General features: G+C 71.6%; 15 protein-coding genes. 9 read left to right on the top strand and 6 right to left on the bottom strand.

All coding sequences use genetic code 11. The annotated features are described in order from the left end of the window. Window positions 1-256: 256 nt before the first annotated feature. Window positions 257-1,267 (top strand): aldo/keto reductase, encoded by a 1,011-nt coding sequence (locus tag AB0E62_RS24295; RefSeq protein ID WP_362197467.1) that lies wholly within the window; start codon window positions 257-259, stop codon window positions 1,265-1,267. Window positions 1,268-1,327: 60 nt separating this feature from the next. Continuing rightward, window positions 1,328-1,747 carry an SRPBCC family protein gene (locus AB0E62_RS24290; RefSeq protein WP_362197464.1) on the top strand — a complete coding sequence of 140 codons (420 nt, stop codon included), beginning with the start codon at window positions 1,328-1,330 and terminating at the stop codon, window positions 1,745-1,747. Between the two features lie 206 nt (window positions 1,748-1,953). Here the strand turns inward: AB0E62_RS24290 and ychF are convergent, their stop codons facing one another. Beyond that, window positions 1,954-3,042, bottom strand: a complete 1,089-nt coding sequence (gene ychF, locus AB0E62_RS24285) for a redox-regulated ATPase YchF (RefSeq protein WP_362197461.1) — start codon at window positions 3,040-3,042, stop codon at window positions 1,954-1,956. 233 nt (window positions 3,043-3,275) lie between these two features. Here ychF and AB0E62_RS24280 point away from each other — a divergent pair, with 233 nt between their 5' ends. After that, window positions 3,276-3,950 (top strand): DUF6542 domain-containing protein, encoded by a 675-nt coding sequence (locus tag AB0E62_RS24280; protein ID WP_362197458.1) that lies wholly within the window; start codon window positions 3,276-3,278, stop codon window positions 3,948-3,950. 149 nt (window positions 3,951-4,099) lie between these two features. On the opposite strand, the gene ppgK is transcribed toward AB0E62_RS24280, so the two are convergent. Both ppgK and AB0E62_RS24270 read right to left on the bottom strand, forming a co-directional pair. Further along, the gene (gene ppgK / locus AB0E62_RS24275) at window positions 4,100-4,846 is read right to left on the bottom strand and encodes a polyphosphate--glucose phosphotransferase (RefSeq protein ID WP_362197455.1); all 747 of its coding nucleotides are present in this window, start codon (window positions 4,844-4,846) and stop codon (window positions 4,100-4,102) included. A 29-nt stretch (window positions 4,847-4,875) separates the two neighbouring features. Then, window positions 4,876-5,892, bottom strand: a complete 1,017-nt coding sequence (locus AB0E62_RS24270; protein ID WP_362197452.1) for a 4-hydroxy-3-methylbut-2-enyl diphosphate reductase — start codon at window positions 5,890-5,892, stop codon at window positions 4,876-4,878. Window positions 5,893-5,956: 64 nt separating this feature from the next. On the opposite strand from AB0E62_RS24270, the gene AB0E62_RS24265 reads away from it, so the two are divergent. From AB0E62_RS24265 to AB0E62_RS24250, 4 genes are all read left to right on the top strand, one after another. Beyond that, on the top strand, window positions 5,957-7,315 hold the full coding sequence (locus AB0E62_RS24265; RefSeq protein ID WP_362197449.1) for an APC family permease: 1,359 nt from the start codon (window positions 5,957-5,959) through the stop codon (window positions 7,313-7,315). An 81-nt stretch (window positions 7,316-7,396) separates the two neighbouring features. Then, entirely contained in the window at window positions 7,397-8,605 is a 1,209-nt protein-coding gene (xseA, locus tag AB0E62_RS24260; RefSeq protein WP_362197446.1) for an exodeoxyribonuclease VII large subunit, read from the top strand. Then, window positions 8,602-8,829, top strand: a complete 228-nt coding sequence (locus AB0E62_RS24255) for an exodeoxyribonuclease VII small subunit (RefSeq protein WP_362197443.1) — start codon at window positions 8,602-8,604, stop codon at window positions 8,827-8,829. The genes xseA and AB0E62_RS24255 overlap by 4 nt, the downstream gene beginning before the upstream one ends. Window positions 8,830-8,971: 142 nt before the next feature. Next, window positions 8,972-9,562 (top strand): malonic semialdehyde reductase, encoded by a 591-nt coding sequence (locus tag AB0E62_RS24250; protein WP_362197440.1) that lies wholly within the window; start codon window positions 8,972-8,974, stop codon window positions 9,560-9,562. A gap of 61 nt (window positions 9,563-9,623) precedes the next feature. On the opposite strand, the gene AB0E62_RS24245 is transcribed toward AB0E62_RS24250, so the two are convergent. Beyond that, on the bottom strand, window positions 9,624-10,151 hold the full coding sequence (locus tag AB0E62_RS24245) for a DUF4245 domain-containing protein (RefSeq protein WP_362197437.1): 528 nt from the start codon (window positions 10,149-10,151) through the stop codon (window positions 9,624-9,626). 127 nt (window positions 10,152-10,278) lie between these two features. Here AB0E62_RS24245 and glpX point away from each other — a divergent pair, with 127 nt between their 5' ends. Next, the gene (glpX, locus tag AB0E62_RS24240) at window positions 10,279-11,313 is read left to right on the top strand and encodes a class II fructose-bisphosphatase (protein ID WP_362197434.1); all 1,035 of its coding nucleotides are present in this window, start codon (window positions 10,279-10,281) and stop codon (window positions 11,311-11,313) included. Between the two features lie 65 nt (window positions 11,314-11,378). Here glpX and AB0E62_RS24235 read toward each other — a convergent pair whose 3' ends face one another. Continuing rightward, entirely contained in the window at window positions 11,379-11,753 is a 375-nt protein-coding gene (locus AB0E62_RS24235; protein ID WP_362197431.1) for a WhiB family transcriptional regulator, read from the bottom strand. Between the two features lie 176 nt (window positions 11,754-11,929). Then, on the bottom strand, window positions 11,930-12,619 hold the full coding sequence (locus tag AB0E62_RS24230; RefSeq protein WP_362197428.1) for a DUF1707 domain-containing protein: 690 nt from the start codon (window positions 12,617-12,619) through the stop codon (window positions 11,930-11,932). A 189-nt stretch (window positions 12,620-12,808) separates the two neighbouring features. Between AB0E62_RS24230 and AB0E62_RS24225 the strand changes: the two genes are divergently transcribed. Continuing rightward, the gene (locus AB0E62_RS24225; protein ID WP_362197425.1) at window positions 12,809-14,479 is read left to right on the top strand and encodes a fumarate hydratase; all 1,671 of its coding nucleotides are present in this window, start codon (window positions 12,809-12,811) and stop codon (window positions 14,477-14,479) included. The last annotated feature ends 171 nt before the right edge of the window (window positions 14,480-14,650 follow it).

Genomic DNA, 14,650 nt, shown 5'->3' with positions numbered 1-14,650 from the left:
CACGGGAGCACCACTTGCATTACCCCGCGTCTGCAACTATCGTCGTCAACAACAAACCGCGTCTGCAATTACCTGGGGCGTGCGTCCGGCGTCGCAGCGCGCGGCCGTGCGCCGAGTGCCGCGGCCCCGCCGGCAGCGCCGGCAGTCCGGGAGGCGCCTGCCCCAGGGCGACGCCTCACCCGGCCCGCGCCACGGAAACCCCCCGGCGCGGAGAAATTGATCGACAACTGACCAGACTGATCGCGAAGGCACCACCATGGCACTGAAGCACCTCCTTCCCGGCCGCCTCGGCTTCGGCACCGCCCCGCTGGGCAACATGTTCCGCGCGATCCCCGACGACGAGGCCCGCGCCACCGTCGAGGCCGCCTGGGACCAGGGCATCCGCTACTACGACACCGCCCCCTTCTACGGCGCCGGCCTCGCCGAGGAACGCCTCAGCCAGGTCCTCGCCGCCCAGCCCCGCGACTCCTACGTGCTGTCGACCAAGGTCGGCCGCGTCATCCTCGACGAGATCGAGACCGACGTCCCCGACTTCGGCGAGAAGGGCGGGCTCTTCGAGCACGGCAACCCCAACAAGGTGCTCCACGAGTGGACGGCCGAGGCCACCGAGCGCTCCATCGAAGGCAGCCTCAAGCGCCTCGGTGTCGACCGGCTCGACATCGTCTGGGTGCACGACATCGCCCAGGACTTCCACGGCGACGCCTGGATCCAGAAGTTCGAAGAGGCCCGCACCGGCGCCTTCCGCGTCCTGTCCCGCCTGCGCGACGAGGGCGTCATCAAGGCGTGGGGCCTGGGCGTCAACAAGACCGAGCCCATCGAGCTGACCCTCGCCCTGGACGAGCCGCAGCCCGACGGCTTCCTCCTCGCCGGCCGCTACACCCTCCTCGACCACGAGCACGCCCTGCAGCGGCTGCTGCCCATGGCCCAGGAGCAGGGCGTCGACATGGTCGTCGGCGGCCCCTACAGCTCCGGCATCCTCGCCGGCGGCAGCCACTTCGAGTACCAGCAGGCCCCGCCGGAGATCATCGAGAAGGTCTCCCGCCTGAAGACCCTCGCCGAGAAGCACGGCATCAGCATCAAGGCCGCCGCCCTGCAGTTCTCCCTCGCCCACCCCGTGACCGCCGCGGTCATCCCGGGCGCCACCCGCCCGAGCCGGATCGCCGAGGACCTCTCCGCCCTGGACGAGCGGATCCCGGCCGCGTTCTGGCACGACGTGCGCGCCGCCGGCCTGGTCAGCCCCGCCGCCCCGCTGCCCGACGCCGCCTGACCCACCCGGCACCCCCCAGCATCCCCCACCCCCCACACAGCAAGACCCAGGAGCAAGACCATGGCCTCGACTTCCGTCAGCCGCACAGTCCCCGCCTCCCCCGAGAAGGTCTGGAGCCTCATAGGCGGCTTCGACGCCCTGCCCGACTGGCTCCCCTACATCACCGAGAGCACCGCGCTCGAAGGCGGCCGGGTGCGCCGGCTGAAGAACCCCGAGGGCGAGGTCATCATCGAACGCCTCGTGGACTTCAACGAGACCGAGCGCCACTACAGCTACGCCATCCTCCAGGCACCGTTCCCGGTCGGCGGTTACCTCTCCACCCTCCGGGTCCACACCGTCCCCGGCCGGGAGAACGCCGCCGAGGTCCAGTGGTCCGGCCGCTTCGACCCGGACGGCGCCACCGAGGAGGAGGCCGTCGACCTCTTCACCCAGATCTACCGCGACGGCCTCGACGCCCTCCACAAGACCCTCGCCGCCTGACCGCAGGGCCGTCATGGAGCCCGTCACGCAGCCCGGACACGCCCCCGTGCCCGGGCTGCGGCCCGTCGGCACACCGCGCCGAGTTGACGGACGGCAGAGGCACTTGAGCCGCGCCGGGAAAAGCCAGGGGCCCGACTCTCCGAAGAGTCGGGCCCCTTCTGACCTGCATGTTTTGTCAGATCAGTGAAGCAGTGGCAGGTCAGCCGCTACACGTTGAAGCGGAACTCCACCACGTCCCCGTCCTGCATCACATAGTCCTTGCCCTCCATGCGGGCCTTGCCCTTGGCTCGGGCCTCGGTGACGGAGCCGGTTTCCACCAGGTCGTCGAAGGAGATGACCTCGGCCTTGATGAAGCCCTTCTGGAAGTCGGTGTGGATGACACCGGCCGCCTCGGGGGCCGTGGCGCCCTTCTTGATGGTCCAGGCGCGGGACTCCTTGGGGCCGGCCGTCAGGTACGTCTGCAGGCCGAGGGTGTCGAAGCCGACGCGGGCCAGGGTGGCGAGGCCCGGCTCGTCCTGGCCGACGGACTGGAGGAGTTCCAGGGCCTCCTCCTCGTCCAGCTCGGCGAGGTCCGCCTCCAGCTTGGCGTTGAGGAAGATCGCCTCGGCGGGGGCCACCAGGGCGCGCTGCTCGTTCTTGAAATCCTCGTCCACCAGCTCGTCCTCGTCGACGTTGAAGACGTAGAGGAAGGGCTTGGTGGTCAGCAGGTGCAGGTCGTGGAGCAGCTCCGCGCGCTCGGTGCCCTGGACGATGCCCTGGGAGAACAGCGTGTCGCCCTTCTCCAGGATCTCCTTGGCCTCCTCGACGGCCTTGACCTTGGGCGCGATGTCCTTCTTGATCCGCGATTCCTTCTGGAGGCGGGGCAGGACCTTCTCGATGGTCTGGAGGTCGGCGAGGATCAGCTCGGTGTTGATCGTCTCGATGTCGTCCTTCGGCGAGACCTTGCCGTCGACGTGGACGACGTTCTCGTCCTTGAAGGCACGGATGACCTGGCAGATCGCGTCGGACTCGCGGATGTTCGCGAGGAACTTGTTGCCCAGGCCCTCGCCCTCGGACGCACCGCGCACGATGCCGGCGATGTCGACGAAGTCGACCGTGGCCGGAAGGATGCGCTCCGACTTGAAGATCGAGGCCAGCTTCGCCAGGCGGCCGTCGGGCACGCCGACCACGCCCACGTTCGGCTCGATCGTGGCGAACGGGTAGTTGGCCGCCAGCACGTCGTTCTTGGTCAGGGCGTTGAACAGGGTCGACTTGCCGACATTGGGCAGGCCGACGATTCCGATCGTGAGCGACACGTTGCGACTTCCCGTAGTTGAGTGGGCCAGGGGCTGCCAGGGGCCAGAGACCGACACTGGCCGATCCACCAGTTTACGGCGTCCGGCGCGTCCCCCTCACGAGAGCGTCGGACGCCCGGCCAAGCTCCCCCGCCCGGCGTGTCTGGGGGCTGATTCAGCACATAAACAGACCTAGGTTGGTCCCTGTGGAGCAACACAGGCAGCGACCCCCGAACGACGGACCGCGACGCGGCATGCCGTCCCGGCGCCATGAGGGACCGCGGCAGCCCCCGCCGTCGCAGAGCCCTACGGCGGCGCCGCGACCCAAGGCCTCGCAGGGGCCTGGGGTGTCGCGGAGACCTGTCCCGTCGTCGGACCCCAGGTCCTCCGAGGCTCCCCTGGCCTCGCCCGCCCCGATGCCCTCCCGGGGGCTACGGCGCCCGGGTGGCGCCCGTGAGCGCGGTGGTGGCAGCGGGGAGCGGGCGGGGGCCGGCCGCTCCGCCCGGCGGGCTCCGGCGGCGTCCGCGGCCCCGGGCTTCCGGCTGCCGAACCCCCGGCTGACGGGGCTCGGCAGCGGTCTGTTCTGTGCCGTGGCGATGTTTCTGCTCGGCTGCCTGGACCAGTTGCTGTTCGGGGCGTCCCCGACGGTCTACGGCGTGCTGTTCCTCCCCGTGTGCCTGCTGACCGCGCTGTGGGTGCGCGGCGGCGACGTACTGAGCGCTCCCGTGGTCCTGCCGATCGCGTTCGCGGTGGGGCTGCTGCCGGTCGCGGAGGGCGGCGGGGGGATGCCCGGCCGGCTGATGGGGCTGGTCACCGGGCTCGCCACCCAGGCCGGATGGCTGTACCTCGGCACGCTCCTGGCCGGGCTGGTCGTGCTCGTCCGCCGGGTGCGGTGGATACGGGGGCGACGGCGTCGGCACGGCGGCTGACGGCCCCCATGAACCCCCATCAGCCGCCATCGGCCCAGGGCGCCCAGGGCACCCGCCGGAACCGGGAAATGCCAGGGTCCGGCCGGAGCTGGACGCCCCCCGCCCCCGGCCGCCCTGGCCCCGGCACGCGCGCGGAAGCGGAGACGCGGTCAGGCCGGCTGGGCCGCTCTCATCGCCGCTCCCACGATTCCCGCGTTGTTCTGGAGCCGCGCCGGGACGATCTCCGCCCTGACGTCCTCGATGAGGTGCAGGAACTTGTCGGACTTACGGCTGACCCCGCCGCCGATGATGAACAGCTCCGGTGAGAACAGCATCTCCACGTGCTGGAGGTACCGCTGGACGCGGCGTGCCCAGCGCTCCCAGGTGAGGTCGTGGTCCTCCTTGGCCTTGCTGGAGGCGCGCTTCTCGGCCTCGTGGCCGTTCAGCTCCAGGTGGCCCAGCTCGGTGTTGGGGAGCAGGACGCCGTCCACGAAGACCGCGCTGCCGATGCCGGTGCCGAAGGTGAGCAGGATGACCGTGCCCCGGCGGCCCCGGCCGGCGCCGAACTCCATCTCGGCGACGCCCGCCGCGTCCGCGTCGTTCACCACGGTCACCGGCAGGCCGCCGAGGCGGCCGCTGAGCAACGCGCGCGCGTCCGTGTCGATCCAGGCCGGGTCCACGTTCGCGGCCGTACGCACCGTGGCGCCGCCGGTGACCACTCCGGGGAAGGTCAGGCCGACCGGCCCGGTCCACCCGAAGTGGTCCACCACCTGCTTGACCCCGTCGGCGACGGCGTCGGGTGTCGCCGGGTGCGGGGTGAGCACCTTGTGGCGCTCCTGCGCCAGATCGCCCCGCTCAAGATCTACCGGGGCGCCCTTGATGCCGGATCCGCCGATGTCCACGCCGAAGATCTGCATGGCACCACGTTACGACGGACCACTGACCGTCACGCCACGGGCGTACCGCTTCCGCCGCGCTCGGCCACCAGCGCCGCCGCCTCCTCGCGCAGATCGCGGCGCAGCTCCTTGGGCAGCGAGAAGGTGATGGACTCCTCGGCCGCCCTGACCAGCTCCACGTCGCCGTAGCCGCGCTCGGCGAGCCACTGGAGGACTTCCTCCACCAGGACGTCGGGCACGGAGGCCCCGGAGGTGACGCCGACGGTCGTCACGCCCCCCAGCCAGGACTCGTCGATCTCGCTCGCGAAGTCGACCAGGTGGGCGTCGCGGGCGCCGGCCAGCTTGGCGACCTCGACCAGGCGCTTGGAGTTGGAGGAGTTGCGCGAGCCGACGACGATGACCAGCTCGGCCTCGGCACCCATCTGCTTCACCGCGAGCTGGCGGTTCTGGGTGGCGTAGCAGATGTCGTCGCTGGGCGGCGAGACGAGGCCCGGGAACTTGGTCTTCAGGGCGTCGACGGTCTCCATGGTCTCGTCGACGGAGAGGGTGGTCTGGGAGAGCCAGACGACCTTGGACGGGTCGCGGACCTCGACCTTGTCGACATCCTCGGGGCCGTCGACCAGCTGGATGTGGTCGGGTGCCTCGCCGGAGGTGCCGATGACCTCCTCGTGGCCCTCGTGTCCGATCAGGAGGATGTCGTAGTCCTCGTTCGCGTACCGGACGGCCTCCTTGTGGACCTTGGTGACCAGGGGGCAGGTGGCGTCGATGGTGGCGAGCCGGCCCTGGCGGGCCTCCTCGTGCACCACGGGCGCGACGCCGTGCGCCGAGAACATGACGATGTTGCCGGGCGGCACTTCCTCCGTGCGCTCCACGAAGATGGCGCCCTTCTTCTCCAGGGTCTGCACCACGTACTTGTTGTGGACGATCTCGTGCCGGACGTAGATCGGGGCCCCGTACTGCTCCAGGGCTTTCTCGACGGCGATCACGGCGCGGTCCACGCCGGCGCAGTAGCCCCGGGGGGCGGCGAGCAGGACACGGCGGCCAGACGAAGCGGTCATGCGTCCCATCGTAAGGCCGCGTTCGGAAGCGCAGAGATCGCTTCCCCCCACTCGGCGGGGAAGACTTGTGTGTATGTCCCACACCGGAACGACGGCCTCCGGGGCCGCCGCGGACCATCGCCTCCGACGCAGTCTGGGCCTGCGGGACCTCGTGGTCTACGGGCTGCTGTTCATCGCCCCGATGGCGCCGGTCGGCGTGTTCGGGGCGCTGGACGCCAGGTCGCACGGCGCGGTGGCGCTGGTGTACGCGGTGGCGACGGTCGCCATGGGCTTCACGGCGTTCAGCTACGCGCAGATGGTGCGGGTCGTCCCGCAGGCGGGGTCGGTGTACGCCTACGCGCGCGTGGGGCTCGGCGAGGGGGCCGGGTTCGTCGCCGGCTGGATGGCGGCGCTGGACTACGTGCTGATCCCCGCGGTGGCCTATCTCTTCTCCGGGATCGCGATGAACGCGCTGGTCCCGGAGGTGTCCCGGTGGGTGTGGACGGCGCTGGCCGTGGTGCTCACGACCCTGCTGAACCTGTGGGGCGTACGGGCCGCCGCGCGGGTGGGCTTCGCCGTGCTGGCCCTGGAGATCGCGGTGCTGCTGGTGTTCGTGGTCTCGGCGGCCGTGGTGCTGGCGCGGGAGGGGGCGGCGCGGGGGCTGCTGTCGCCGCTGACGGGGGACGGTACGCAGGGCTCCTTCGCGCCGGCCGCGGTGCTCGGCGCGGTGTCCGTGGCGGTCCTGTCCTATCTGGGCTTCGACGCGATCGCGACCTTCGCCGAGGAGGTCACCGGGGGCTCGGAGCGGGTGGTGCGGGCGCTGCTGTTCTGTCTGGCACTGGCCGGGGTGCTGTTCGTGGCGCAGACGTATCTGGTGGCGCTGCTGGAGCCGGTGTCGTCGGCGGGGCTCGCGCGCGATCCGGGGCGGCAGGGGCCGGCCTTCTACGACGCGGTGGACGCCTCGGTCGGCACGTGGCTGCACGATCTGGTGGCCGCGAGCAAGGCGGTCGGGGCGGCGTTCGCGGCGCTGGCGGGGCAGGCGGCGGCCGGGCGGCTGCTGTTCGCGATGGGCCGCGACCGGCGGCTGCCGCGCGCGCTGGCCCGGACGGACGGGGGCGTGCCGCGGGTCGCGCTGCTGTGCGCGGCGGTGGTCACGCTGGTCGCGGCGGGGTGGGCGGCGCGCCGGGACGACGGGCTGGACAAGCTGGTCTCGGTGGTCGACATCGGCGCGCTGTCCGCGTTCACGCTGCTGCACGCGAGCGTGGTGGGGTATTTCGTACGGCGCCGGGGGGAGCCGGTCCGGTGGTGGCGGGTGCTGGTGCCGGTGGTCGGGGCCGGGATCACGGTGGCGGTCGTCGTGGCGGCGTCCGGGGCGGCCCAGGCGGTGGGGGCGGTGTGGCTGGTGATCGGTTTGCTGGTGCTGGCGGGGCAGCGGGGACGGGTTCCCGCATAGCCGGCCCTGTGCGACCCCGCCTCCAGGGCGCACAGTCGCACGGCCACCCCGCTGTCAGTACCGGCCGTTACTCTCGACCGCATGGCTGTGAACACGTCCCCGGAGTCCCCCCTGCCCGTAGGCGAGGTGTCGCGGCTGATCGGGGGGTGGATCGACCGGCTCGGCGCGGTGTGGGTGGAAGGGCAGATCACGCAGTTGTCGCGCCGCCCCGGCGCGGGGGTCGTGTTCCTCACCCTGCGCGATCCGTCGCACGACATCTCCGTCAGCGTGACCTGTTACCGCCAGGTTTTCGACGCGGTCGCGGACGTCGTCGGCGAGGGCGCCCGGGTCGTCGTACTGGCGAAGCCGGAGTGGTACGCGCCGCGGGGCCAGTTGTCCCTGCGCGCGGCCGAGATAAGGCCGGTCGGGGTCGGTGAGCTGCTGGCCCGGCTGGAGCAGCTGAAGAAGTCGCTCGCGGCGGAGGGACTCTTCGCGCCCGAGCGGAAGACGGCGTTGCCGTTCCTGCCGCAGCTGATCGGGCTGGTGTGCGGGCGGGCCTCCGCCGCGGAGCGGGACGTGCTGGAGAACGCCCGGCACCGCTGGCCCGCCGTCCGTTTCGAGGTGCGCAACGTCCCCGTGCAGGGGGTGCACGCGGTGCCGCAGGTCGTGCAGGCGGTCAAGGAGCTCGACGCGATGGACGAGGTCGATGTGATCATCGTCGCGCGCGGCGGCGGCAGCGTGGAGGATCTGCTGCCCTTCTCCGACGAGCGGCTGGTGCGGGCGGTGGCCGGGTGCCGTACGCCCGTGGTGTCGGCGATCGGGCACGAGCCGGACAACCCGCTGCTGGACCACGTCGCGGACCTGCGCGCCTCCACGCCGACGGACGCGGCCAAGAAGGTCGTGCCCGACGTGGGCGAGGAGCTGGAGCGGGTGCGGATGCTGCGGGACCGGGCGCGGCGCTGCGCGGCGGCGTTCGTGGAGCGGGAGGAGCGCGGGCTGGCGCACGCCCTGGCCCGGCCGGCGATACAGGATCCGCACCGGATGCTCGACGAGCGCGCCGACCATGTGCTGTCCCTGCTGGAGCGCGGCCGGCGGACCCTGGGGCATCTGCTGGACCGCGCGGACTCGGAGCTGACGCACACGCACGCGCGCGTGGTGGCGCTCTCCCCCGCGGCGACGCTGCGGCGGGGCTACGCGGTGCTGCAGCGGGCGGACGGGCACGTGGTGCGCGATCCGGCCGAGGTGACGGCGGGCGAGGCGCTGCGGGCCCGCGTCGCCGACGGTGAACTCACAGTGAAGGTGGACGGATGACGAGCAAGGTGGACGAGGCGCTCTCCTACGAGCAGGCCCGGGACGAGCTGATCGAGGTCGTACGGCGGCTGGAGGCGGGCGGTACGTCGCTGGAGGAGTCCCTGGCGCTGTGGGAGCGCGGCGAGGAGCTGGCCAAGGTGTGCCGGCGCTGGCTGGAGGGGGCCCGGGCCCGGCTGGACGCGGCCCTGGCCGAGGAGGAGGGCGCAGGGGAGGACGACGCGTAGGCACCACGGGCCGGCAGGGCTGTGAGGCGGATCACCCCGCCCTCCGTCTTAGTTGAACGTTAAACCTCACTGGCGTAGGGTCGGGTGCGTCAGCCGGTCCGGCGTTCCGTCGGACCGGACGCGCACCCCAGGAAGTACACGCATGTCTCTCGTTCTTGACCCCGCCGCCCAGGACCTGCTGTTCCGCGAGGCCCGTACCGCCAACACCTTCACCGACGAGCCGGTGACCGAGGAGCAGGTGCAGGCGATCTACGACCTGGTCAAGTACGGCCCCACGGCCTTCAACCAGAGCCCGCTGCGCATCACCCTGGTCCGCTCCCCCGAGGCCCGCGAGCGCCTGGTCGGGCTCATGGCCGAGGGCAACCAGGCCAAGACCGCCGCCGCCCCGCTGGTCGCGATCCTCTCCGCGGACAACGAGTTCCACGAGGAGCTGCCGGCCCTCTTCCCGCACTTCCCGCAGGCCAAGGAAGTGTTCTTCGGCGAGCGCCAGGCCCGGGAGAGCGCCGCCGCGATGAACGCCACCCTCCAGGCCGCGTACTTCATCATCGGCGTCCGCGCCGCGGGCCTGGCCGCCGGTCCGATGACCGGCCTCGACTTCGAGGGCGTCCGCAAGGAGTTCCTGGACGACGACCACACCCCGCTGATGGTCGTCAACATCGGCAAGCCGGGCCCGGACGCCTGGTTCCCGCGCTCCCCGCGCCTGGCCTTCGAGGACGTCGTCACCACCGTCTGACGGCCGCACGCACACGGAGAGGCCCCCGGCAGTGCCGGGGGCCTCTCCGCGTGTACGCGGGTCACTCCATCTTCAGCGCCGCCGCCAGGGTCGTCAGGTCCTTGAAGGAGGCGGTGCCGGCCACCACCGTCGTGGAGCCGGGGGTGTCCTCCAGCACCAGGGCGTCGTACCGGCCGCCGGTGTAGCGGGTCCAGGTGCGGCCGTCGATGCGTTCGGTCCGCCGGGTGGCCGCGGCGCCCTGGGTCGCGCCGTCGATGACGTCGGCACGCTTGGCCGTGGACTGCTCGACCTGCGCGTACTGGCCGTCCGGCGTCCGGAAGCCGAGGTGCCAGCGGCCCGCGTCCTTGCCCTGGGAGCGTACGGAGGTCGGTTTCCAGGTACTCGGCAGGCCCTCCGGCGCGGCCACCGGATAGCTCGCCGCCCGGCGGGCCGTGATCAGCTCGACCCGGTAGTCGACCCGCTGGATCTCGGGAGCGTGGTCATCGTGCGGGATGGCGAAGAAGTACACGACGAGCGACGCGACGACGATCAGGGCCAGGGAGAGGACCATGTCCCGGGCCGTCTTCTGCTTGCGGTTCGTACCTGCCACGCCCCCTATCGTCGCAGGTGTCCCGAGCGCTCATCCGTGGGGTCCCCTGCTCATTTTGTATGCCTAACGATAGAGTCGGGTCCAAGACCCTCATCCGGCCGTCGTCGTATCAGAAAGGTGCGCTCCGATGACCGAACACCATCACCTGCCGTCCGAGCTCGATGTTCCCTCGGAGGCTCCCGACCGCAACCTCGCCCTGGAGCTGGTCCGGGTGACCGAGGCCGCCGCGATGGCCGCGGGCCGTTGGGTGGGGCGCGGCGACAAGAACGGCGCCGACGGTGCCGCGGTGCGTGCCATGCGGACCCTCGTCTCCACCGTGTCGATGAACGGCGTGGTCGTCATCGGCGAGGGTGAGAAGGACGAGGCCCCGATGCTCTTCAACGGGGAGCACGTGGGCGACGGCACCGGCCCCGAGGTGGACATCGCCGTCGACCCGATCGACGGCACCACGCTGACCGCCAAGGGCATGCCGAACGCGATCGCCGTCCTCGCCGCCGCCGAGCGCGGCGCGATGTTCGACCCGTCCGCCGTGTTCTACATGGACAAGCTGGTCACCGGCCCCGAGGCGGCGGACTTCGTCGACATCAACGCGCCCGTCGAGGTGAACATCCGCCGGATCGCCAAGGCGAAGCGGTCCACGCCGGAGGACGTCACCGTCGTCATCCTCGACCGGCCCCGGCACGAGGGTCTGATCCGGGAGGTCCGGGAGGCCGGCGCGCGCATCAAGCTGATCTCCGACGGCGATGTGGCCGGCTCGGTGTACGCGCTGCGCGAGGGCACCGGCGTCGACCTGCTGCTCGGCATCGGCGGCACCCCCGAGGGCATCATCTCGGCCTGTGCCGTCAAGTGCCTGGGCGGGACCATCCAGGGCAAGCTGTGGCCGAAGGACGACGAGGAGCGGCAGCGGGCGATCGACGCCGGGCACGATCTGGACCGGGTGCTCACCACGGACGACCTGGTCTCCGGGGAGAACGTCTTCTTCGTCGCGACCGGCATCACCGACGGGGAGCTGCTGCGCGGGGTGCGGTACCGCTCGGAGACGGCGCTGACCGAGTCCATCGTGATGCGGTCGAAGTCGGGGACGGTCCGCCGGATCGACTCGGAGCACCGGCTGAGGAAGCTGCGGGCCTACAGCGCGATCGACTTCGACCGGGCCAAGTAGGGCCCGGCAGCCCGGCAGAAGGGGCACCCCCTCCGCAGGGAGGTGGTGCCCCTTCTGCCGCTGCCTCAGCCCGCCATGCGGTTCGCCCCCGCCCGGGCCGTCTTCTTCAGTTCCACTTCCCGGCGGCGGCGGCGCGCCAGGACCACCCGGCGTTCGGCCGCCGTCAGGCCGCCCCAGACGCCGTAGGGCTCGGGCTGGAGCAGGGCGTGCTCGCGGCACTCGACCATGACCGGACAGCGGGCGCAGACCCGCTTGGCCGCCTCCTCGCGGGACAGCCGGGCGGCGGTCGGCTCCTTCGACGGGGCGAAGAACAGCCCGGCCTCGTCGCGCCGGCACACCGCCTCGGTGTGCCAGGGGGCGTCCTGGTCCCTGTCTCGCGCCGGCACCCGCTGGACCGGAACGCCAGCTACCTGCACGGACGACTGCGGCGGTTGCAGCACGGTCTACTCCTGACGACGGCTTCGCGAGCGAGAGACGATGCAGCAAGGCCTACCCGCTGTGCGTACGCCTATGCACAGCGTTGGCACCGGTGAGCGCGCGGCGGCTCGTTCGCGCCCCTGCACCGGCGCCGGCGGCGGACCGGATCGTTCCGGTCACCGGCGGGAACGCGCGGCCGTCACCGGCCCAGATGCCTGCGCAGCTTCCGGTCGACCTTGTCCTGGACCCGCTCCAGGATGTCCGAGACCGTCCGGCCGCGCCGGGGCCGTGCCTCCACGTTGCCGAGGACCGCCCAGCCGTCGACGTAGACGACCGGGGCCGCGGAGTCGACGGAGTCCAGCGGGCTCACCTCGAACTTGCCGAGCACCCCGCCCCCGGTGCCGCGCAGCGAGATGTTCTCCGGCACCCGGATCTGGATGTCGCCGAAGACGGAGATGGCCTTGATGACCACCTGCTGATACTCGAAGATCGCCTCGCTGAGGTCGATCTCCACGCTGCCGAAGACCGCGTACGCGTGCAGCCGGCGCCCGGCGCGCCAGCGGCCCCGGCGCATGGCGCTGCTGAACACCGCCACCAGGCTGGCGTCGGCCGCCGCCGGGATCGCGCCCGGCTCGGGGCGCGGCGGCACGGGGGTGTAGGCAGGGGCGGCGGTGCGCTCGTAGGCTGCGGGCAGGTCGCGGATGAAGGCCTCCAGCTCGCCCGCCGTCTTGGCGTGCAGCACCCCTTCCACGCGCTCGGCGTGCTCGTCGGCGGTGAGCCGGCCCTCGGCCAGCGCCTCGCGGAGGATGTCGGCGATCCGGTCGCGGTCGGCGTCCGAGGCGCGCAGCTCGGTCGCGGGTGTGGGTGCGGTCTGCTTGTGAAGGTCCACGACGGCAGCGTACCGAAACACGATAGATCGCGACAGTCCCTCGTGGGCGTGCCGCCCGCCGCTCCGGCCGTCCGGGGCGCCGCCGACTGAGCCTTACCTCACAGGTTCGCCGCCGACGGCAGGTTCTACGCTGGACAGGCTCGCCAGCGTCGGCGGGCGGCCGTCCGTCAGAGTGAGGAATGGGCTGAGATGCCTGAGTTCGCGTACACCGATCTGCTCCCGCAGGGCGAGGACACCACCCCGTACCGGCTGGTGACCTCCGAAGGCGTGTCCACCGTCGAGGGACCGGACGGGCGGACGTTCCTGAAGGTGGAGCCGGAGGCGCTGCGCAAGCTGGCCGAGGAGGCCATCCACGACATCCAGCACTATCTGCGCCCGGCCCACCTGGCGCAGCTGCGCCGGATCATCGACGACCCCGAGGCGTCGGCGAACGACAAGTTCGTGGCGCTCGACCTGCTGAAGAACGCGAACATCGCGGCGGCCGGCGTGCTGCCCATGTGCCAGGACACCGGCACGGCGATCGTCATGGGCAAGCGCGGGCAGAACGTGCTGACGGCGGGCGAGGACGAGAAGCACCTCTCGCACGGGATCTTCGACGCCTACACCAGGCTGAACCTGCGCTACTCGCAGATGGCTCCGCTCACCATGTGGGAGGAGAAGAACACCGGCTCCAACCTGCCGGCCCAGATCGAGCTGTACGCGACCGACGGCGGTGCCTACAAGTTCCTGTTCATGGCCAAGGGCGGCGGCTCGGCCAACAAGTCCTTCCTGTACCAGGAGACCAAGGCCGTCCTGAACGAGTCCTCCATGATGAAGTTCCTGGAGGAGAAGATCCGTTCGCTCGGCACGGCCGCCTGCCCGCCGTACCACCTGGCGATCGTCGTCGGCGGCACCAGTGCCGAGTTCGCGCTGAAGACCGCGAAGTACGCCTCCGCGCACTACCTGGACAACATGCCGGCCGAGGGCTCGCCGCTCGGCCACGGCTTCCGGGACAAGGAGCTGGAGGAGAAGGTCTTCGAGCTGACGCAGAAGATCGGCATCGGCGCGCAGTTCGGCGGCAAGTACTTCTGCCATGACGTGCGCGTGGTCCGGCTGCCCCGGCACGGCGCGTCCTGCCCGGTCGCCATCGCCGTCTCCTGCTCCGCCGACCGCCAGGCGCTGGCGAAGATCACGCCCGAGGGCGTCTTCCTGGAGCAGCTGGAGACCGACCCGGCGCGCTTCCTGCCGGACACCACGGACGAGCACCTGGACGAGTCGTCCGACGTGGTGGAGATCGACCTGAACCAGCCGATGGACACGATCCTCGCCGAGCTGACCAAGTACCCGGTCAAGACCCGGCTGTCGCTGACCGGCCCGCTGGTCGTGGCCCGGGACATCGCGCACGCCAAGATCAAGGAGCGGCTGGACGCGGGCGAGGAGATGCCGCAGTACCTGAAGGACCACCCGGTGTACTACGCCGGCCCGGCCAAGACCCCCGAGGGGTACGCCTCCGGTTCCTTCGGCCCGACCACGGCCGGCCGCATGGACTCCTACGTGGAGCAGTTCCAGGCGGCGGGCGGCTCGAAGGTGATGCTCGCCAAGGGCAACCGCAGCAAGCAGGTCACCGACGCGTGCGCGGCGCACGGCGGCTTCTACCTCGGCTCCATCGGCGGCCCGGCCGCCCGCCTGGCCCAGGACTGCATCAAGAAGGTGGAGGTCCTGGAGTACGAGGAGCTGGGCATGGAGGCCGTCTGGAAGATCGAGGTCGAGGACTTCCCGGCGTTCATCGTGGTGGACGACAAGGGCAACGACTTCTTCCAGGACCCGGCCCCCCAGCCGACGTTCACCACCATTCCGGTACGGGGCCCCGGGCTGGCCTAGGCGGAGCGAGGGGATCCCGGGGGCGGGCCTGCGCCGCTCCGCCGGCCTGCCCTCCGGCTCGCCCGCCCCGCCACGCGCCGTCGTGCCGGCGCTCGCCGCCCTGCTCGGCGGGGCGGCCGCCGGGACCGCGTGGCGGGCGGGGCCTGGTACGACCCGTTCTCCCCGCCGGCG

Origin of the sequence: Streptomyces sp. NPDC038707 (genome assembly GCF_040636485.1) — a bacterium.
Lineage (GTDB): Bacteria > Actinomycetota > Actinomycetes > Streptomycetales > Streptomycetaceae > Streptomyces.
The sequence above is the reverse complement of the archived record's forward strand: the minus strand, read 5'-3'. Positions and strand labels throughout refer to the sequence as shown.